At 43.7% G+C, this 18,770-nt stretch carries 18 protein-coding genes; 9 read left to right on the top strand and 9 right to left on the bottom strand.

Annotated features, from left to right (window positions below; all coding sequences use genetic code 11):
* Positions 1 to 118: 118 nt before the first annotated feature.
* A complete protein-coding gene (locus A0256_06150; GenBank protein ID AMR31036.1) occupies positions 119 to 640 on the bottom strand; it encodes a hypothetical protein in 522 nt (173 codons plus the stop codon).
* Positions 641 to 736: 96 nt separating this feature from the next.
* Here A0256_06150 and A0256_06145 point away from each other — a divergent pair, with 96 nt between their 5' ends.
* Entirely contained in the window at positions 737 to 952 is a 216-nt protein-coding gene (locus A0256_06145) for a hypothetical protein (GenBank protein AMR31035.1), read from the top strand.
* A gap of 56 nt (positions 953 to 1,008) precedes the next feature.
* Here the strand turns inward: A0256_06145 and A0256_06140 are convergent, their stop codons facing one another.
* Both A0256_06140 and A0256_06135 read right to left on the bottom strand, forming a co-directional pair.
* On the bottom strand, positions 1,009 to 2,193 hold the full coding sequence (locus tag A0256_06140; protein AMR31034.1) for a hypothetical protein: 1,185 nt from the start codon (positions 2,191 to 2,193) through the stop codon (positions 1,009 to 1,011).
* Positions 2,194 to 2,273: 80 nt separating this feature from the next.
* Positions 2,274 to 3,329, bottom strand: coding sequence for a 4-hydroxythreonine-4-phosphate dehydrogenase PdxA (locus A0256_06135; protein AMR31033.1), 1,056 nt, complete (start codon positions 3,327 to 3,329; stop codon positions 2,274 to 2,276).
* Positions 3,330 to 3,536: 207 nt separating this feature from the next.
* Between A0256_06135 and A0256_06130 the strand changes: the two genes are divergently transcribed.
* Positions 3,537 to 4,316 carry a 16S rRNA (adenine(1518)-N(6)/adenine(1519)-N(6))-dimethyltransferase gene (locus tag A0256_06130; protein AMR31032.1) on the top strand — a complete coding sequence of 260 codons (780 nt, stop codon included), beginning with the start codon at positions 3,537 to 3,539 and terminating at the stop codon, positions 4,314 to 4,316.
* A gap of 90 nt (positions 4,317 to 4,406) precedes the next feature.
* Here A0256_06130 and A0256_06125 read toward each other — a convergent pair whose 3' ends face one another.
* Positions 4,407 to 4,970, bottom strand: a complete 564-nt coding sequence (locus A0256_06125) for a hypothetical protein (protein ID AMR31031.1) — start codon at positions 4,968 to 4,970, stop codon at positions 4,407 to 4,409.
* A gap of 188 nt (positions 4,971 to 5,158) precedes the next feature.
* Here A0256_06125 and A0256_06120 point away from each other — a divergent pair, with 188 nt between their 5' ends.
* From A0256_06120 to A0256_06110, 3 genes are all read left to right on the top strand, one after another.
* On the top strand, positions 5,159 to 6,097 hold the full coding sequence (locus A0256_06120; protein ID AMR31030.1) for a phosphoglycerate dehydrogenase: 939 nt from the start codon (positions 5,159 to 5,161) through the stop codon (positions 6,095 to 6,097).
* A gap of 240 nt (positions 6,098 to 6,337) precedes the next feature.
* Positions 6,338 to 6,811 (top strand): transcription elongation factor GreA, encoded by a 474-nt coding sequence (locus A0256_06115; protein AMR31029.1) that lies wholly within the window; start codon positions 6,338 to 6,340, stop codon positions 6,809 to 6,811.
* Between the two features lie 73 nt (positions 6,812 to 6,884).
* Positions 6,885 to 7,295 carry an HIT family hydrolase gene (locus tag A0256_06110; GenBank protein ID AMR31028.1) on the top strand — a complete coding sequence of 137 codons (411 nt, stop codon included), beginning with the start codon at positions 6,885 to 6,887 and terminating at the stop codon, positions 7,293 to 7,295.
* Between the two features lie 134 nt (positions 7,296 to 7,429).
* Here A0256_06110 and A0256_06105 read toward each other — a convergent pair whose 3' ends face one another.
* The 4 genes from A0256_06105 to A0256_06090 all read right to left on the bottom strand — a co-directional run bounded on the left by A0256_06105 (position 7,430) and on the right by A0256_06090 (position 12,697).
* On the bottom strand, positions 7,430 to 8,365 hold the full coding sequence (locus tag A0256_06105; protein ID AMR31027.1) for a transcriptional regulator: 936 nt from the start codon (positions 8,363 to 8,365) through the stop codon (positions 7,430 to 7,432).
* Positions 8,366 to 8,522: 157 nt separating this feature from the next.
* Positions 8,523 to 10,358, bottom strand: coding sequence for a glutamine--fructose-6-phosphate aminotransferase (locus tag A0256_06100; protein AMR31026.1), 1,836 nt, complete (start codon positions 10,356 to 10,358; stop codon positions 8,523 to 8,525).
* A gap of 110 nt (positions 10,359 to 10,468) precedes the next feature.
* Complete coding sequence (locus A0256_06095) at positions 10,469 to 11,857, bottom strand: hypothetical protein (protein ID AMR31025.1); 1,389 nt, start codon at positions 11,855 to 11,857, stop codon at positions 10,469 to 10,471.
* A 15-nt stretch (positions 11,858 to 11,872) separates the two neighbouring features.
* Positions 11,873 to 12,697, bottom strand: a complete 825-nt coding sequence (locus tag A0256_06090; protein ID AMR31024.1) for a starch synthase — start codon at positions 12,695 to 12,697, stop codon at positions 11,873 to 11,875.
* Between the two features lie 153 nt (positions 12,698 to 12,850).
* On the opposite strand from A0256_06090, the gene A0256_06085 reads away from it, so the two are divergent.
* From A0256_06085 to A0256_06070, 4 genes are all read left to right on the top strand, one after another.
* Positions 12,851 to 13,681: a pantoate--beta-alanine ligase gene (locus tag A0256_06085; GenBank protein AMR31023.1), complete on the top strand. Its 831-nt coding sequence runs from the start codon at positions 12,851 to 12,853 to the stop codon at positions 13,679 to 13,681.
* Between the two features lie 191 nt (positions 13,682 to 13,872).
* Positions 13,873 to 14,223: an aspartate 1-decarboxylase gene (locus A0256_06080; protein AMR31022.1), complete on the top strand. Its 351-nt coding sequence runs from the start codon at positions 13,873 to 13,875 to the stop codon at positions 14,221 to 14,223.
* 296 nt (positions 14,224 to 14,519) lie between these two features.
* Positions 14,520 to 17,336: a carbamoyl phosphate synthase large subunit gene (locus A0256_06075; GenBank protein ID AMR31021.1), complete on the top strand. Its 2,817-nt coding sequence runs from the start codon at positions 14,520 to 14,522 to the stop codon at positions 17,334 to 17,336.
* A gap of 84 nt (positions 17,337 to 17,420) precedes the next feature.
* The gene (locus A0256_06070) at positions 17,421 to 18,116 is read left to right on the top strand and encodes a hypothetical protein (GenBank protein ID AMR31020.1); all 696 of its coding nucleotides are present in this window, start codon (positions 17,421 to 17,423) and stop codon (positions 18,114 to 18,116) included.
* Positions 18,117 to 18,195: 79 nt separating this feature from the next.
* On the opposite strand, the gene A0256_06065 is transcribed toward A0256_06070, so the two are convergent.
* Positions 18,196 to 18,750 carry a hypothetical protein gene (locus tag A0256_06065; GenBank protein AMR31019.1) on the bottom strand — a complete coding sequence of 185 codons (555 nt, stop codon included), beginning with the start codon at positions 18,748 to 18,750 and terminating at the stop codon, positions 18,196 to 18,198.
* Positions 18,751 to 18,770: the final 20 nt, after the last annotated feature.

The following is an 18,770-nucleotide window of genomic DNA, read 5'->3' as shown; positions in this document are numbered from 1 at the left end:
CACCAGTGGTTTGGCAAGTAGTTAAGGTTGGCGCTAACGCTTTATCATGCGTACGACGTTTATCTCTTCTCGATTTCGAAATTTTTCTTTTTGGATGTGGCATAACTTCCTATGTTTATTACTTTAATTTTTTCAGAGCGTCCCATCTTGGGTCTATTTTCTCTGCTTGTTCATCATTTACCGATAGCTTATTTAAGCTATCAAGCATTTCTTCATCACACTGTTTATCGTCGCCCTGGTTACTGCATAAAGCAACAAACGGCATGGCAACGTTAACATACTCATATATCAGCCCGGCAATATTGATCTCATGATCATTTTTACCAAGGGTAATTACCTCGTCATCTTCGCCCATCTCTTCCTCGCTAAACTTAGCCATCTGCTGTTCCCGGATATCAATAGGCTGCTGATATTCCGACAGGCATTTATCACAGGTAGCGGTTACACTGCCAATGATATCAAAGTCCAAAATCAGCATGGTTTCCTGTTTTTCCAGTTCAACCTTGCATATCAGATTTGCTTTTTTAACCAGTGAATATTCAAATTCACCAAAAAATTCATCTGTTATCTCGTATTCAAACAGATGTTTACCAAGCTTTAAGCCGGTAAAAGGAATGGCATATGTTTTAAGCGATTTCAATGAGCAACAATTAGCCCGCAAATGTAGGTAAAATTACCAAAACTGGAAACTGTTTTTTTTAATTAGAAAAGAGGTTATTAACACCCCTTGGGAAAGATGCAGGATGGCAAGAATCAGGAGGCAAGGCAGGCGCGCTATCCAGCGCGAGAGAAGATGCAGGACGGCAAGAATCAGGAGGCAAGGCAGAAGAGATGCATGAAGTCAAGAACCAGGAGACAAGGCAGGAGTGTTTCAGGAAGACGATGCAGGAAGTCAAGATTCAGCAGGCAAGGCAAAAAAAAATTCTACCTTATAAAATGTCTTGATTCTTGATTCTTGATTCCTGATTCTTGACTCTTTAATCCTGATTCTTGACTTCTGACCGAAGTCTATATTTTAAGCCTTACATTGATTTTTTGCAGCAGGCCGCTTAGCCACACAATGAACAATGCGAATAGCAACGATCTGATCAGTCCGCCCGTACCCTGGTCAAAGTATTGCGGATAGTTCAGTGTAGACATTTGGTACATGGGGTAAAACAGGTAGGGCAAAAGGTAACAGGTAAAAGTGTTGGTGCCCGCAGGCTCTATTACCTTGAACCAATTGTACTTGCCACAGGTATCTACCACAAAAACAAACAGCGCATAAATAACTAAGCTGATACCGATGCAAATGAGCACCCATGAAGGGGTATCCCTTGCTTTGGAGATGCCGCCGCTGAAGTAGCGCACTATAAAACCAAGATTAAACAAAATCACAGCCATTAACAGCATAGCCACCCAAAGCATTTTTATCTCACCATTTTGCGTAAGCCGGATGTACAGCACCGACACAAAGATCCCAGCCATGGTAAATGCCTGCATGGCCCCGTTGCCCGAGAGCCACACATATTTTTGCACGGGTGCCAAAAAATTCAGGAAGCCAAAATGTACATCGATATTGAAAAACATAAAGAAGAGCCAGGCAGCGGCCTGCACCCACAACACCCCATTTGAGTAATAATAAATAAAGGCACACACCAGGTAGGCCCAGCCAATAAGGCCCAATATACCCCACCAGGTTAAGTGCAGCCAGGAATGCCCCGGATCAGAACTTTTGTAAATTGCGCAAACACCAATTAACAACGCTATACCAAAACCCTGGCACAGATAGCGCTTGAGTAAAGAGGTACTTTTACTGTAATCAATAAAAATAAAAAAGAAACTGAAGGTTGCCAGGCTATCCCACACCGGCCTTGGCAAAATGGCATGCACTTCGTCGTAAGTTTCCATATTAGCGTGGAAAAATCCAATAAAAACCAGTGCGAACGAACGCGTGATGATGCGCATCGGTATTTTTGCATCGTCCTTTTTAAGACGGTGCTCAAAGGCATACGGTATGGCCAGCCCCACTATAAATAAAAAAGCAGGGAAAATGGTATCCGCAAGCCCTAATCCATCGGCATTAACCGCGGCGTGTTTGAGCCACAAGGGCGTGTTAGGCACACCGTCGAGGTCATTCACGAAGATCATCAGGAACATGGTAACCGCACGAAACGCATCAATTGACCTAATGCGGTTAATTAAATTACTCATTAAACAAGAAAATGTATTTCAAGAGATAAATGTTTTAAATAAACGGTGAATTTTTTAAAACAGTATTCTCAAAGGCGCTTTTAGTCCCGGTCGCGGCTTAGCTTACTAAATACTAGCGGATTTTCATTAAGCGCTGCCGTTTCCCGGCGATGCTTAATGATATGTATGGCGGTGAACAAGGCCTCCCGAAACGAGATCTCCGAAGCCATGTTTCTGCCTGCAATATCGTAAGCCGTGCCGTGATCCGGCGAAGTACGCACAAAGGTTAATCCGGCTGTATAGTTCACACCGGTTTCAAATGCAATCTGCTTAAATGGGATCAGCCCCTGATCGTGATACATGGCCAGCACGGCATCAAATTGCAGGTAAGTACCATTAGCAAAAAAGCCATCTGCAGAATATGGTCCAAAGGCCAGTACATCATTAGCGCGTGCTTCTTCTATCGCCGGGATGATCACATCCTTCTCTTCCGAACCGATCAGGCCGTTGTCGCTGGCGTGGGGGTTTAAACCCAAAACAGCAATTTTAGGCTTGCGGATCCAGAAATCATCGCGAAGGCTGGCATGCATTAATTTTAACTTGGCAATAATTTTTTCTGTAGTAACACTTTCAGCGATCTTTGAAACCGGGATATGACCGGTAACCACTCCAACACGTAGGGTTTCACTCACCAAAAACATCAGCGATTCCGCTGCATTATCTCTGGATTGCAAATATTCGGTATGCCCGGGGAAATTAAAATCAGCGTTCTGAATATTATCTTTGTTGATAGGTGCTGTAACCAGGCCATCTATCACGCCGCTCAGCAGGTCGTCGGTAGCGCGCTGCAACGACAGGAAAGCGTATTTGCCACCATCGGCCGTAACGGTACCAGGCTCTATCTTCACATCCTCTTCCCAGCAATTGATCATGTTGGCACGTTTTACCAGCGCTTGCCCGGCATCGCCGATTACATTAAAGTTAAGCTCGTTGATATGTGTAGAACGGCGGTGGAATGATGCCACCTTGGTATGCCCGTAAACAATTGGGGTACAGTAATCAAATATTTTTGTGTCGGCCAGAGTCTTGATAATTATTTCTAATCCAATCCCGTTAACGTCGCCAATACTTATTCCTATTTTAGGTTTATCGCTCATGATTTTATGGTTTCACCGGTTTTTGCTTGCTTCCACCGATTTAAAATTCACAAGTTACTTTGCGACCAACGGAAGGGATAACCGGTTATAAATGCTTTAAGCCTTGACCTTTGCGGCTTGGCTTAATATGCAAATTAAAAGATTTTAAGTTTATAATTACTTAATAAAGCGCAAATATGCCTTAATTTGCTTAAATAAAAACTGATAATGACATTAGTAAGAGCAAAAAAACATCTGGGGCAACATTTTCTTACTGATAAAAATATAGCACAAAAAATTGTAGAGAGCTTGCGACCGGCGGGGCAGTACAAGCAAGTGCTGGAGGTTGGACCAGGCATGGGGATCCTATCTGATTTCTTGCTGCAAACGACCGATTACGAAGTTTTTTTGATTGATATCGATACCGAATCTTACACCTTTCTTCAAAAGAAGTATCCGGCGTTAGGCAGCCGTTTAATTAATGCCGATTTCCTGGAACTTGATTTCCCGGCTGTTTTTCAGGGGCAGATGGCGGTGATCGGCAATTTCCCGTATAATATCTCGAGCCAGATCCTGTTCAAGATCCTGGATAACCGTAAGCAGGTTGTTGAAGTGGTGGGCATGTTTCAAAAAGAAGTGGCCGAGCGTTGTGCCAGCAAACCCGGCAGTAAAGAGTACGGCATTCTCAGCGTTTTCCTGCAGGCATATTATAAGGTGGAGTACCTGTTTACCGTTAAAGCAGGGGTGTTCAATCCGCCGCCAAAAGTTTTGTCGGCAGTGATCCGCTTAACCCGGAATGAAACAGCAGAATTGGGTTGTGATGAAAAACTATTTTGGCAGGTGGTAAAGGCAGGCTTTAACCAGCGCCGCAAAACATTACGCAATGCACTGTCATCCCTCATCAATAAAGAAAACCTGGCCGAGAACAAAACACTCGAACTGCGGGCCGAACGATTAAGTGTAGCGGATTTTGTGAAGTTGACCAATGAGATAACGGCGGCTAAATAAACCGGCTGCTAATGTCAAACGCAGATGAATATGCTAAGCAGGTGCATCTCCTATTTTTTAAGATTCAATTCCGGAATTGTACCGTTTACCTTAATACACTTTAACCTCAACGGGACCATGAATATGATGGATCTCTTTTACTTTATCGGCCATGCGTTTAATAAAGATATAGTTGGCAGTACCACCTATTACTGCCCCAACCACTGGTACTAATCTTTCGGCAGTGCGCACGCCGAAAGCCAATAATAGCTTTTCGGCTACGCTCTCCATTACGGTTTTGCTCATGGCTACGCCTGCCTCTATTTTAAAAGATGTAGCAACCAATGCCATAAACTCATCAAAGGTGATCTTATAACTGCCCCTGCTGTAATACATAATAGCCATAGTAACCCTAAACTGCTGGGTAATCAAATTTGCAAAATCCACCGGCATACCTACTACCATAGTGATAATACCGCCAGTACCGGATATGGCCCCGGAACCAGCAGCTAAATATGCACACTGGTTGATAAACTTATCCAAACCCATTTTATCAACGCCGCGCTTGATATTAAACTGATCTATATGATCAAAGATCTTTTTGAATCCGTCGTGCGAAAGTTTTTCGGCGTATTGCTTTATATCTAGTTGCTGTTTCCTGAATGGTAATTTCATCTGTTATGAGGCGGTTTAATATCGTCTGTGTTCTTGTTGCTATTTACGTGCCAGATTTAATTCCCTGCTCAAGCCGGCGCGAATCCGATCAAACGATGAACGACATAATGTCATAATTAATGCGCTGGTGGAGATAGCGCTTATTCAGTAGTGCTATTTTTGTAAATTTGCTTCATAAATATTTACCATTGAAAAACAACATCCTCATCGTTGACGATATCCATCCGATATTTATAGAGCAAGCGGAAACTCTTGGGTACACTTGTGATTATCAGCCACACATAAAAGCGCAAAACGCTTTTGAGATCCTAAATAATTATGATGGCTTGGTGATCCGGTCAAAATTCCAGGTGGACAAAGCCGTTATTGACCTTGCCCCAAACCTGCGGTTTATTTGCCGGGCCGGTGCGGGTATGGATAACATTGATGAGGCTTATGCCCTATCTAAAAACATTTCGCTAATCAACGCGCCTGAAGGCAACTCGGATGCGGTGGGCGAACATGCTATCGGCCTGCTACTATCATTGATGAATAATCTTAACAGGGCTGATGCAGAGATCCGGGCAGGCAGCTGGCTTCGCGAAGAAAACCGCGGGCACGAACTGAAGGGAAAAGTGGTTGGTATTATCGGCTACGGCCATATGGGGCAAAGCCTGGCCCGCAAATTATCTGGCTTCCAGGTGGAGGTTATTGCCTACGATAAATACAAAACCGGCTTTAGTGATAAATATGCCCGCGAAGTGAGTATGGAGGAAATTGTAAAACACAGCAATGTGCTAAGTTTACACGTACCGCTTACCAAAGAAACCAATGGCATGGTGGATGATGAATTCCTGTTCCATTTTCGCAAGCCTATTTTTTTAATCAATACCTCGCGGGGCAAAGTGGTAAAAACAAGCGCAGTATTAAACGGCATTAAACAAAATAAGATCCTGGCCGCCGGCTTGGATGTTTTGGAAGTAGAGAAATTCCCGGCCCTGGCCGAGCAGCAATGGTTTGAAGAGTTGCGCACTTCCGGCAAAGTGATCTTAAGCCCACATGTTGCCGGGTGGACGTTTGACAGTTACCGCAAAATAAGTGAAGTAATGGCAGCAAAACTTAAAGGGCTGGGATCAATAGGCGATTAGAAAATGACGAATGTTTTTCCTTCGGTAAAATAAATCCCCATCGGCGGAATCCAAAAACAAATATTTGGATATTAAAACTTAAATATCTTATCTTCGTTTTACATCAAACAAGACTATGCAGGCCCGGCCGACGTAGTCTTGTTTGTTTTTAAGGCCATCACGCTCTTCTATTTTATTAATAAATAGTAGGGCGGTTTTTTTTGGCAAATACCGTAAATGAATATTATTAATTAGTGTACTATGGCAGATGTTTCGTACTATACCAAAGAAGGTTTAGAAAAACTAAAAGAAGAATTACAACGATTAAAAACAACCGGCCGGTCTGATATATCTAAACAGATTGCCGAAGCGCGGGATAAGGGCGATCTATCTGAAAACGCAGAATATGATGCCGCTAAGGAGGCACAGGGCCTGCACGAAGCCAAAATTGCCCAGATGTCTGAAACGCTGGCCAACGCACGTTTGCTGGATGAATCTAAATTAGATGTATCTAAAGTATTGGCTTTGTCAATCGTAAAAATAAAGAATCTGAAAAACGGCGCAACAATGAGCTACCAGTTGGTATCTGAAAGCGAAGCTGATATGAAAACCGGCAAGATCTCTGTTGCATCGCCAATTGCAAAGGGGCTGCTTGGTAAAAAAGTTGGTGAGACCATAGAAATTACCGTACCCGCCGGCAAAATAGAATTTGAAATACTTGAAGTTTCCAGATAACAGCTAGTGAATTAGAGATTCGGTGATTTTTAGATCCACCGAATCTCTAATTCATTACATCACTAATAACACCATGACCATCTTTTCCAAAATCATATCAGGTGAAATCTCCGCGCATAAAGTTGCTGAGACTGATGATTTTTTAGCGTTTTTAGATATCAGTCCATTAGCAGAAGGGCACGTTTTGGTTATCCCTAAAAAGGAAGTTGATTACCTGTTCGATCTGGATGATATCACTTATAATGAGCTGCAGATCTTCACCAAGATCGTGGCTATCGGCGTAAAAAAAGCTATTCCTTGCAAAAAGGTCGGCGTTGCAGTCATTGGTTTGGAAGTGCCTCATGCCCATATCCACCTCATCCCCATGAACCGGGTGGACGATATGAATTTCTCCAGGCCCAAATTATCACCCAGCCAGGAAGAGCTAGCAACAACCGCTGAAAAAATTCGCGAAGCACTTAAGGTGGTAACGGCGGAGGATTAAATCTCCTTTTCGTCGTGCTGAAGAATTATTCAACTATTGACTAAGTGAGCCAGTTTAGCTGATCTCACATTTCTTCTAAGAGGACTTTGTCACCATAGCGGCGCCAGTTCTGGTGTGCATCAGGACAAACTATGTTATATCTCCATTATTTCTTTCTTTTTCTTGCTCCGCAGCCTTTTCGGCACAAAATTCAAAATTTCGTTTTTTAATGCCTCAATCATTCGGCGCTTTAAAAAGTTACGGTGAATTACAATGCTTACTTCACGGGCCGGTTCGGGGCTTTTAAAATAACGCACCCTATCCATCTGTTTTTCGCTCAGTTCGGCAAGGGCAAGCTCCGGTAAAATAGTAGCGCCATTGTTCATATCTACCATTCGTTTCAGCGTTTCTACACTACCGGTATTGTATTCAAAGTGCTGGTAACCTTTTGTAGCCTTACGCCGCTGGCAAATATTCAAAACCTGCTCCCGCATACAGTGGCCCTCGTTCAACACCCATATCTCCTCCATATCTATATCATCCGGCACAATGTTCTTCTTTTTAGAGAGCTTACTGTTTTTGGATACATAGGCAACAAAGTTTTCGTAAAATACAGGCAATTCGGTCAAGTTGCTTTCATGCAACGGTGTTGATAAAATACCGCAATCCAGCGTGCCTAATTTAAGCTGTTGTATGATCAGCTCGGTGGTTTGCTCCCACACAATCAGCTTTACACCCGGGTACTTTTCGATAAAGCCCTGGATGATCTTCGGCAAAATATAAGGTGCTACCGTGGGGATAATGCCCACCCTTAGTTCCCCGGAAAGTTCCTTTTGCCTGTCGCTGATAATCTCTTTGATCTTTTCACTTTCTGCCATCAATACGCGGGCCTGGGCAATAATTTCCGAACCTATCTCTGTGGGAATAACAGGCTGCTTACTCCTGTCAAACAGCTTTACGCCGAGGGTATCCTCCAGTTTTTGCACCTGCATGCTCAAAGTAGGTTGGGTTACAAAACACTTTTCCGCAGCGCCCACAAAGCTGCGGTAAGTATCAACCGCTATTATATACTCCAGTTGGGTGATGGTCATAATGCTATAGATAAAAATTATGCAAAGATAACAAATATTACTTTTTTCTATATTGATTGATGTGTTTATCGAGAGAACCTATAGCTCCGGACAGTGTAATCCATAAAAAAAGCCGGCTAGTGCCGACTATATACTGATTATCAAAATCGCTTAAATTTTATTCTACCGTTACCGATTTTGCCAAATTCCTTGGCTGATCCACATTACATCCACGCAGCACAGCAATGTGGTAGGCCAGCAGCTGCAATGGAATGGTGGCCAATAAGGGAACAAAGGCCTCCCCCGTTTGCGGAATCTCAATCACATATTCTGCCATCTCCTTTACATGGGTGTCGCCTTCAGAAACAATCGCAATCACGTGACCGCCGCGGGCTTTAACTTCCTGGATATTGCTGACTACCTTTTCGTACGACGAATTTTGAGTCGCTATAAATATTACCGGCATTTCTGCATCTATTAAGGCTATCGGGCCATGTTTCATCTCAGCGGCAGGATAACCTTCCGCGTGAATATAGGAGATCTCCTTCAGTTTTAAAGCACCCTCCAGTGCAACCGGGAATGAACTTCCCCTACCCAGGAACAGGCAGTTTGGAGAATCTTTAAATCGTTCGGCAATTGTTTTAACCTGCTCATTACTTTCCAGCGCCTTCACTACCAGATCCGGTATCTCATTAAGCTCCGTTAAATATTCAACCAGCTTACCCTGTGTAATTGTACCCCTTTGCTGTGCTATGTAAAAGGCCATGAGCGTAAGTACGGTAACCTGTGCGGTAAATGCCTTGGTAGATGCAACCCCTATCTCGGGACCGGCATGCGTGTAAACACCAGCGTGTGTTAATCTTGGGATGGAGGCACCTACCACATTGCAAATACCAAATATAGTAGCGCCCCGTTCCTTGGCTAACTCGATAGCAGCCATGGTATCGGCAGTTTCACCGGACTGTGATATGGCTATCACCAGGTCTTTAGCAGTAATAATAGGATTACGATACCTGAATTCAGAGGCATACTCCACTTCAACCGGTACCCGCGCGTATTCTTCAATTAAATATTCACCAACCAGGCCCGCATGCCATGAAGTACCACAGGCTACAATAATAATGCGATCAATGTTTTTTAGCTTTTCAACATACTCTTTGATACCGCCTAGCTGCACCAGGCCTTTAGTAGGGTAAATGCGCCCGCGTAAGCAATCGCGGATAGAGCGCGGCTGCTCGTAGATCTCTTTCATCATGAAGTGATCGTACCCGCCTTTTTCCAGCATCTCCAGCTTTAAGGAAAGTTCCTGGATATATGGGATCTGGATCGTATTATCTATATTTTTAATCAGCAGGTCATCCCGTTTGATATAGGCAATCTCGTTATCGTTTAAATAAATAACGTTCTTAGTATATTCTACTATCGGCGTGGCATCAGAAGCTATAAAATATTCACCTTTGCCTACTCCAATAACCATCGGGCTGCCTTTTCGTGCGGCGATCAGCTTATCCGGTTCATCGGCACTCATGATCACTATAGCGTAGGCACCTACAACTCTGTTCAATGCCAGGCGAACAGATTCATCGAGCTCCAGACCGGTAGTCTTCTGTATATCCTCCACCAGGTGAATCAGGATCTCTGTGTCTGTATCACTTTTAAAAACATGCCCCTTTGCCAAAAGTGCTTCTTTAAGCACTACATAGTTTTCAATAATACCGTTGTGGATAATAGTGAGTTTGCGGTCTCCGGAGGAATGCGGATGCGAATTGCGGTCGCTTGGGGGCCCATGGGTAGCCCATCGGGTGTGGCCCATCCCCGCGGTGCCCGTCAGCTTAACATCTTTTACAAAACTTTCAAGATCGCTAACCTTACCTGCCTTTTTGTAAACTCTAAGCCCGTTATCAGCAAGCGCAATACCGGCGCTGTCGTACCCGCGATATTCTAACCTGTGTAAGCCTTTTATAACAATAGGGTAGGCATCCCTATAGCCTATATAACCAACTATGCCGCACATAAATTCAAATTAAGATTTGGATGTATTGCAGCAAAAGTAAGCTTAAAGCAGCAAAACCAGTGTTATAAAAATTAACACTGGTTTTGGCTGATTATATTATTGAAGGCTATTTACTGATTTATCTTGGTGTATATAATATTCAGCTTGATCCGGTATGGCGAGTTTTTACCCGGCGTAATGGTACGTTCGGTATAACTTGCCGTTGGAGCTATATCCAAAACCGTTGTCGGTGCCGTTGGATCTACCGGTGCGATGTAAGTACCGTAATCAACCGTTTTTCCACGCACGAGGTCCTGCACAAAAGCAGTTACCAGGAAATGATATTCGCTGTTTAGTTTATTGTAATAGCCACCAAAATAACTTAATGCATTAACGCCCCGTGGGTCGGTGGTACTTGCGTCCTGTAATCTTAGGCGTTGTTTAGCAATATCCAATTGGTACATGGTTAAACGCGCAGCTGGTACATAGGGTATTATGGTGCCGGGCGCAGCGGTGACAACCAGTTCTGCCCGGTTAATAACCACATCGCTGCCGAGGGAAGCAAATGTATTTTTGATATCAGGAAAACTAATTTTGGCCCTTAAGCCCGCAAGGCCCTGCAGATATACCAAACCGTCTGTAGACGTATTTGCCAATGCCGCCTGCACTTTAGTACTGTAGGTATGTTTAACTGACGCCATGTGCTGGCCTGTAGCGATAGGGACATTGATCAACGATGTATCGATGGTAGTACCGTTATTAATTTTGCAGTACACCGCAATCCGCACAGAATCCATCGTCAGTAAAATATTTCCGCCGGGGCCTGTTGTACCATTTTTGTCTATAGATAAATAAAGGCCCTTTATTGCATTCTGAAATCCAAGAATCGAACTCCGGTAACTAGCTGGTGCACCAAAAAGGTTGTCCGTTAAAAAATCTTTACTAAAAGGAATCCGAATTTGCGGCGCAACCTTTTTTAAAGTATCGGGTTTTCCTGCTACAATATCTGTTAGCCTAAGCGTATCGTGCGACCGCGCAACAAATGTTTTTGTACCAAGTAAGGCGGCGCCTGCACTCCATTGTTTGTTGCTATAGTAGTTTGCAGAAACGTATTTATCATTTAACTGATGAATATCAACCTTAAACTTAGTGGTAAGAGAATCGCCATAGAAACCTGTAGCAGCGTAGGGTAACACCAGTAGCGCTGAATCTATTGTAATGGTGCCGGTAGGCAAAGTATAAGCTGCACTGCCTGGCAGGGTAAGCTGCATGGCAATGTTAGATTCGGTAACGCCAAGCTCCGGGTCATTAAAATAGCTGATTGGTGTTTTAGCCAAGGCCGATGTTAGCACCGAATCCTCCAGTACCGTTGTGGTAGTAATATTGGTATCCGCAATTAAAGTCCCGTTTAATTGGGTGTTCCCATCTACGCCTAAACCGATACCATCCTGGCGTTTACAGCTATTCAAAATAAAAAGACTTATTAACAGGGTTAATAAGCCTAATTTGGAAAATTTCATATTTAGTTTTAAAGCTTATGCAACATCCACCAACTCATCGTTGGTGATTTCGTCGTAAAAATTGTAATAATTTTCGTAATCTGAAGTGGAAACGAACTCTAAGACTGATTTATTGCTGTTTTTAACATTATTTAACACATCTGCATCAATATGCTCACTGGCCAGAACTATGCCATCACTGTATTGAATTGCACCTGCGTACATGGCAGCGTTAGTGCCTTCTTTATAAACTTCGGTGTGCGCCTCGCTCATATCGCCCATAATGGCTTTACGGGCAAAATCAGCATCCATCTTTTCTGTAAAGTCGTTTTCGTAAATAGAGTAAACAACTTTTGAATGCTTAAACGTAGGGTCGTCTTTATAAGTGGTTTTTAAGTAGGCCGGCACTAAAGCGCTCATCCAGCCATGGCAATGGATAACATCCGGTGCCCAACCTAATTTCTTAACGGTTTCTAATGCGCCTTTGCAAAAGAAAATCATGCGCTCATCGTTATCGGCATAAAATTTACCGTCTTTATCATTAAAGACGTGCTTACGCTGAAAATACTCTTCGTTATCTAAGAAATAAACCTGCATGCGGGCCGCCGGGATCGAGGCAACTTTAATGATCAGCGGGTTGTCGTTGTCATTAATGATAATATTCATCCCTGATAAACGGATAACTTCATGCAAGCGGTTCCTGCGCTCGTTGATATTCCCAAAACGTGGCATCAAAATGCGAATTTCGAACCCCTTCTCCTGCATTGCTTGCGGAAGCTGACGTGTTATTTCGGCAATTTTTGTAAGTTCGAGAAAAGGAGACATTTCATGAGTTATGAACAAAAGCTTAGATTTACCCATCACTAAATCAGAATTTTAAAATGTAAGAAGTCAAAAAATTTGAGTCTGCAAATATAAGCATTATAATATGAACTGACAACCAATTATGCAAGGGTATTTGGTAATTTTTAATCTATTGTACACCTTTACCAAATTTTTTCAACCAAAAATAACTTGGAAATATTCAGCACCCGAAGCGCCTTACGGCAACATTTAACCGCCTTAAATAACAAAACAGTAGGCTTTGTGCCTACGATGGGCGCTTTACACCCCGGCCATATTTCGCTGATACAACAGGCCCTGCAGGAAAACGATGTGGTAGTTTGCAGTATTTTTGTAAACCCTACGCAATTTAACGATCCTAAGGACCTGGAGGTTTACCCGCGCCCAATCGCAGCGGATATAGCCAAACTATCGGCGGCAGGTTGCCACATTTTGTTCAATCCGCCGGTTACAGAAATTTATGACACGGATGAGCATTGGCATTTAAACATCGGGCAACTGGAATTTTTACTGGAGGGGGAATTCAGGCCAGGGCATTACCAGGGCGTAACCCAGGTGGTTTACAAACTGCTGGATATTGTGCAACCACAAAAGCTCTACATGGGGCAAAAAGATTACCAGCAATTTATGGTGGTAGCCCGCATGGTTGAACTATTGAAGATGCCGGTTGAAATGGTTATGTGCCCCATTGCCCGCGAAGCCGATGGGTTGGCCATGAGTTCCAGAAACATCCATTTAACAACCGACGACCGCAAGCACTCCCTTGTTTTATCAAGAACCCTCAACTGGTTGAAAACAAATTTTGACCCGGCCAATATCTTTGAACTGGAACAGGAAGCCATGGCTATGCTGCAAAGCGAACCGGGTGTTGAACCTGATTACATTGAGATTGCCGACGGCAAAACACTGCTGCCGGCTGATACGCATTCTGAAAGCATTGTTGCATTAACCGCTGCTAAAGTTGGTAAAACCAGGCTGATAGATAATGTGCTAATCAGGTAGACTGATGACGAGGGCCGATATTCCCTGGTTTTTTAGTAGTATAAAAAGCTAAGCCATTCCATCAACAACCTTTTACAATCCGTGGACGATCAACTATTGACCAAGGGATAAAAATACCCGTATCTTTGCGGCGTCATTTTGTACCTGGCTGGTTTTATCAATCCGCCGGATTATTGAAGGAAAGCATTATTATGATCATTGAGATTTTAAAATCAAAGTTACACCGCGTTAGGGTTACCCAGGCAGAACTTAACTATGTTGGCAGCATCACTATAGATGAGGATCTGATAGATGCGGCCAATATCATCCCTAACGAAAAGGTACAGATCGTTAACAATAACAACGGCGCCCGCTTTGAAACCTATGTAATCAGGGGAGAACGCGGCACGGGAACAATTTGCCTGAACGGTGCAACTGCCCGCCTCGCACAGGTGGGTGATATCGTTATTATCATGTCATACGCGTATATGGAAGCCGAAGAAGCGCGCAAATACGAACCTATTCTCATTTTTCCTGATGCTAACAATAAGCTTATTAAATAGCCGGAAATATTATTGGCTGGTTTAAATCAGTATGACAACCTGCAAAACAACGCGACTGAACAGCAGGTGCTTAACGGATTTTTCACTGTTATTCCCGGCAATTTATCAGGCATTTTTATTGGCTAAAAGCGTTCAACGTTAAATTTTCAAATTAAAATTTCAAATACCTCTAAATTACTATCTTTGCACCCCGACGCTGAAGTCGGGATTTTCGCTTTCAGCGCATAGGAAAAATCGTTATCAATTTGATAAATTTTGACTTCTTACTTAGAACTTTTTAATTAAAAAAAAGCCCTATGCCCAAAGACACCTCCATCAAATCCGTACTCATTATCGGCTCTGGCCCAATCATCATCGGTCAGGCTTGCGAATTTGATTACGCAGGCTCACAAGCTGCCCTTTCCTTAAAAGACGAAGGAATTACTGTTACCATCATCAATAGCAACCCGGCAACTATCATGACCGATAAAGTTATTGCTGATAACGTATACCTTTTGCCGCTGGAACCGGAAAGTATTGAGAAAATACTGCAAGAGCAGCAAATTGACGCAGTACTGCCTACCATGGGCGGCCAAACTGCCCTTAACCTTTGTATCAGCGTTGCAGAGCGCGGTATATGGGAAAAGTACGGTGTTAAAATTGTGGGTGTTGATTTAGCCGCAATTGAGAAGACAGAGAACCGCGAAGCGTTCCGCCAGTTAATGGTTGACATCGGCGTTGGCGTGGCCACGTCAAAAATTGCCAATTCCTTTTTAGAGGGTAAAGAGGCCGCACAGGAGATCGGCTATCCGCTGGTTATCCGCCCGAGCTATACTTTAGGTGGTAAAGGTGCAGGCTTTGTACACAAAAAGGAAGAGTTTGATGCCGCACTAAGCCGCGGCCTGCAAGCTTCGCCAACACACGAGGTATTGGTGGAGCAGGCTGTTTTAGGCTGGAAAGAATATGAGCTCGAACTATTAAGGGATAGCAACGATAACGTTATTATCATTTGCTCTATCGAAAATTTCGACCCGATGGGCATCCATACAGGCGACTCTATCACCGTTGCGCCTGCCATGACACTGAGCGACCGCTGCTACCAGGAGATGCGCAACCAGGCGATCAAGATGATGCGCGCCATTGGTAATTTTGCAGGAGGCTGTAACGTACAGTTCTCTGTAAACCCTGCAGACGAAAGTATTATCGCTATTGAGATTAACCCGCGTGTATCGCGCTCGTCTGCATTAGCATCAAAAGCAACCGGTTACCCCATTGCTAAAATTGCTGCAAAACTGGCTATCGGTTATAATCTGGACGAAATAGAGAACCAGATCACCAAAACAACATCAGCATACTTTGAGCCAACGCTTGATTATGTTATTGTAAAGATCCCGCGCTGGAACTTTGATAAATTTAAAGGTGCCAACCGCGAGCTGGGCCTAACCATGAAATCGGTAGGCGAAGTAATGGGTATAGGCCGCAGCTTTATCGAGGCCCTGCAGAAAGCCTGCCAGAGCTTAGAGATCGGTCGCGCCGGCCTGGGTGCCGATGGCCGCCAGAGCCGTAACTTGGAAGAGATCATGCACAGCCTGGAGCACCCAAGCTGGGACAGACTTTTCCACATTTATGATGCAATGAGCCTCGGCGTACCATTGGAGTCTATCCGGAAAGCTACCAAGATAGATCGCTGGTTCCTGAACCAGATCCTTGAAGTGGTGAACATGGAGAATGAACTGCGCCGTTATTCTTTAAATAACATCCCGGAAGACTTTTTCTTCACGCTTAAACAAAAAGGCTTCTCTGATACCCAGATCTCTTATGTATTGGGTAATGTAACCGAAGAGGATGTATATCAGCGCCGCAAGGAACTGAAAATTACCCGCGTTTACAAAATGGTAGATACCTGTGCTGCAGAATTCGCCGCTAAAACGCCATATTATTATTCAACCTACGAAGGAGAGAACGAATCCATCGTATCTGATAAAAAGAAGATCATTGTTTTAGGATCCGGCCCTAACCGCATTGGCCAAGGAATTGAATTCGACTATAGTTGTGTGCATGGCTTGTTAGCTGCTAAGGAAAGCGGTTTTGAAGCCATCATGATCAACTGTAACCCGGAAACAGTTTCTACCGACTTTAACATGGCCGATAAGTTATATTTTGAGCCTGTATTCTGGGAGCATGTACGCGAAATTATTGAGCTGGAAAAACCGTACGGTGTTATCGTTCAGCTTGGCGGACAAACAGCTTTAAAAATGGCTGAGAAATTACATCAGCACGGTATCAAGATCATCGGCACATCATTCGATAATATGGATATTGCGGAAGACCGCGGCCGTTTTAGCGATCTGTTGAAAGATCTTGGTATCCCCTATCCTAAATACGGTGTTGCGGAAAGCGCAGAAGAAGCATTGGTTGTAGCACATGAGGTAGGTTACCCGGTGCTGGTTCGTCCGAGCTACGTTTTAGGTGGCCAGGGAATGAGTATCGTGATCAATGATGAGGACCTGGAGCGAGCAGTAGTTAATCTGTTGAAAAATCTACCGGGCAACCGGGTATTGATCGATCACTTCCTGGATCGCGCTGCTGAAACCGAATCAGACTCAATCCATGATGGTGATGATGTGCACATTATTGGTATGATGGAACATATTGAACCCGCGGGGATCCACTCTGGAGATTCATTTGCTGTGTTGCCACCATTTGATCTGAGCGATAACGTGATCAGCCAGATGGAAGAATATACCGCAAAAATTGCCCGTGCACTAAACGTTCGCGGCTTGCTGAACATCCAGTTTGCAGTGAAAAACGATAAGGTTTATGTAATTGAAGCCAATCCACGTGCATCACGTACGGTTCCTTTTATTGCTAAGGCATACGATGTGCCTTACATCAATATCGCAGCAAAAGTAATGCTGGAGGTTGCCAAGATCAAAGACTTTACCATAGAGCGCAAATTAAAGGGCTACGCCATCAAAGAGCCTGTGTTCTCCTTCGATAAATTCCCAGAGGTGAATAAGGAACTGGGGCCGGAAATGAAATCTACAGGTGAAGCGATCAGATTTATTCCTGATCTGCAGGATCCGTACTTCAGGCACTTGTACAAAGAAAAATCAATGTACCTGAGTAAATAATACGCTACTGTTTGGGCAGTATAACTTGTTTATTGCAGCGAGCAATTGCTGCAATAAACCATGGTTTAATTTAGTAAGCAAGTATTGAAACTAAACATAAAAAGCGCCGCCCCCGGCGTTAATTTAAACAAATTCGACGCTGAGGATATTGGCGATGTGTTGCTAAAGATCGAACGGTCATTCGACATTACTTTTGCGGATGAAGATCTGAAGGAGGCTAAAACCTTTGGTCAGCTATGCGATGTGGTGGTTGCCAAAGTAAAACACGCGCAAGCCGATAGCTGCACAACGCAGCAGGCTTTTTATAAATTGCGCAACGCCATCAATGCTAAAAACCCCGCAGAAAAATACCTGGTTAAACCGCAAACGAAGCTTTGTGAGCTTTTTCCGCGTGATAACCGTATTGAGATAGTTGCAGATATAGAGAACGAAATGGGTTTGCACATGAACCTGCTGCAGCCCAAACCAGTGATCGTTTGGAGTTTTGCGTTGCTTCTGATCTTATCTTTAGGCTTGTTTTGGGTTAACACGACCATAGCAACCGTAGGCCTGATTATTTCCATTGCTGGCTTAAGACTAGCCGGTCGTTTTGGTAAAGAACTGAAAGTAAAAACCATTGGTGATCTGGCCGAAAAAATAGCCCGCGAGCATTATTTCAAATGCCGTAAAGATGCTGCTACCGTTAACCGCGCAGATGTTGTTCAAAAGGTAAAAGGATTATTTGCTGATTATTTGCAGTTGGCGCCATCTGCTTTAACTAAAGAGGCAAGATTTGCTTAACTAAGGTTGCTTCAAAAATTTACTGCTTATAGCGATGCGTTTAAACTCATCGCTATTTTTTTGCCTTGCTGACTTCCATCTACTCATCCACCATTAGCCCGGTCACCTCAAAAGTTAATCTTTGCTTTGGGTCTGCATTAACTTTATGCTGTTTTTTACCGCTAACCGTGTCGCCGGCAAAATGCTGGCTGTCATCTGCAATAAACTCTTTTTGCGCCACGCCCTGCAATATAACTACCCGCCCACGCAAAGCCTTTGGCAGGTCTACATCAAAATTCTTAAAGTGAGCGTCAATTATCTTGCCTTTTCCGGCATCCATTTCAAACCAACCGCCCTTGGATCTGGTCACACGGATAATTCGTCCCCTAATGGCCGTGGTAATACGCGTTTTTTTCATCATATTGCTTTCAACCAGGGCCGCATCCGTTGGCGCTATACCGGTCGGCTTAATGCCAAAAACCATTCCGTGAGGCAATGGCGGCGGCTTTTGTGCAAAGCAAACTGCCGCCGTGAAAATCAAACTGAAAATAAATAGTCCCTTAATTATCCGCATAAAACAATAACATTCGTTTAAGTTGTTAGTTTGCTGTAATTGATTTTCGCGGGTATTTATAAACAGCAGTTGTTGCAGCATTACAATTTAGGATATTTGTA

The organism is Mucilaginibacter sp. PAMC 26640 (assembly GCA_001596135.1).
Classification (GTDB): domain Bacteria; phylum Bacteroidota; class Bacteroidia; order Sphingobacteriales; family Sphingobacteriaceae; genus Mucilaginibacter.
Note: the sequence above shows the minus strand (reverse complement) of the source record. Positions and strands in the feature narration are given on the sequence as shown.

Bases quoted from the DNA above. Each gene is read 5' to 3' on its own strand.
- A0256_06145 (AMR31035.1), top strand. From the start codon at position 737: ATGCAGGATGGCAAGAATCAGGAGGCAAGGCAGGCGCGCTATCCAGCG.
- A0256_06115 (AMR31029.1), top strand. From the start codon at position 6,338: ATGGCAGATGTTTCGTACTATACCAAAGAAGGTTTAGAAAAACTAAAA.
- A0256_06110 (AMR31028.1), top strand. From the start codon at position 6,885: ATGACCATCTTTTCCAAAATCATATCAGGTGAAATCTCCGCGCATAAA.
- A0256_06140 (AMR31034.1), bottom strand. From the start codon at position 2,193: ATGAGTAATTTAATTAACCGCATTAGGTCAATTGATGCGTTTCGTGCG.
- A0256_06105 (AMR31027.1), bottom strand. From the start codon at position 8,365: ATGACCATCACCCAACTGGAGTATATAATAGCGGTTGATACTTACCGC.
- A0256_06125 (AMR31031.1), bottom strand. From the start codon at position 4,970: ATGAAATTACCATTCAGGAAACAGCAACTAGATATAAAGCAATACGCC.
- A0256_06130 (AMR31032.1), top strand. From the start codon at position 3,537: ATGACATTAGTAAGAGCAAAAAAACATCTGGGGCAACATTTTCTTACT.
- A0256_06135 (AMR31033.1), bottom strand. From the start codon at position 3,329: ATGAGCGATAAACCTAAAATAGGAATAAGTATTGGCGACGTTAACGGG.
- A0256_06075 (AMR31021.1), top strand. From the start codon at position 14,520: ATGCCCAAAGACACCTCCATCAAATCCGTACTCATTATCGGCTCTGGC.
- A0256_06065 (AMR31019.1), bottom strand. From the start codon at position 18,750: ATGCTGCAACAACTGCTGTTTATAAATACCCGCGAAAATCAATTACAG.
- A0256_06100 (AMR31026.1), bottom strand. From the start codon at position 10,358: ATGTGCGGCATAGTTGGTTATATAGGCTATAGGGATGCCTACCCTATT.
- A0256_06095 (AMR31025.1), bottom strand. From the start codon at position 11,857: ATGAAATTTTCCAAATTAGGCTTATTAACCCTGTTAATAAGTCTTTTT.
- A0256_06090 (AMR31024.1), bottom strand. From the start codon at position 12,697: ATGGGTAAATCTAAGCTTTTGTTCATAACTCATGAAATGTCTCCTTTT.
- A0256_06080 (AMR31022.1), top strand. From the start codon at position 13,873: ATGATCATTGAGATTTTAAAATCAAAGTTACACCGCGTTAGGGTTACC.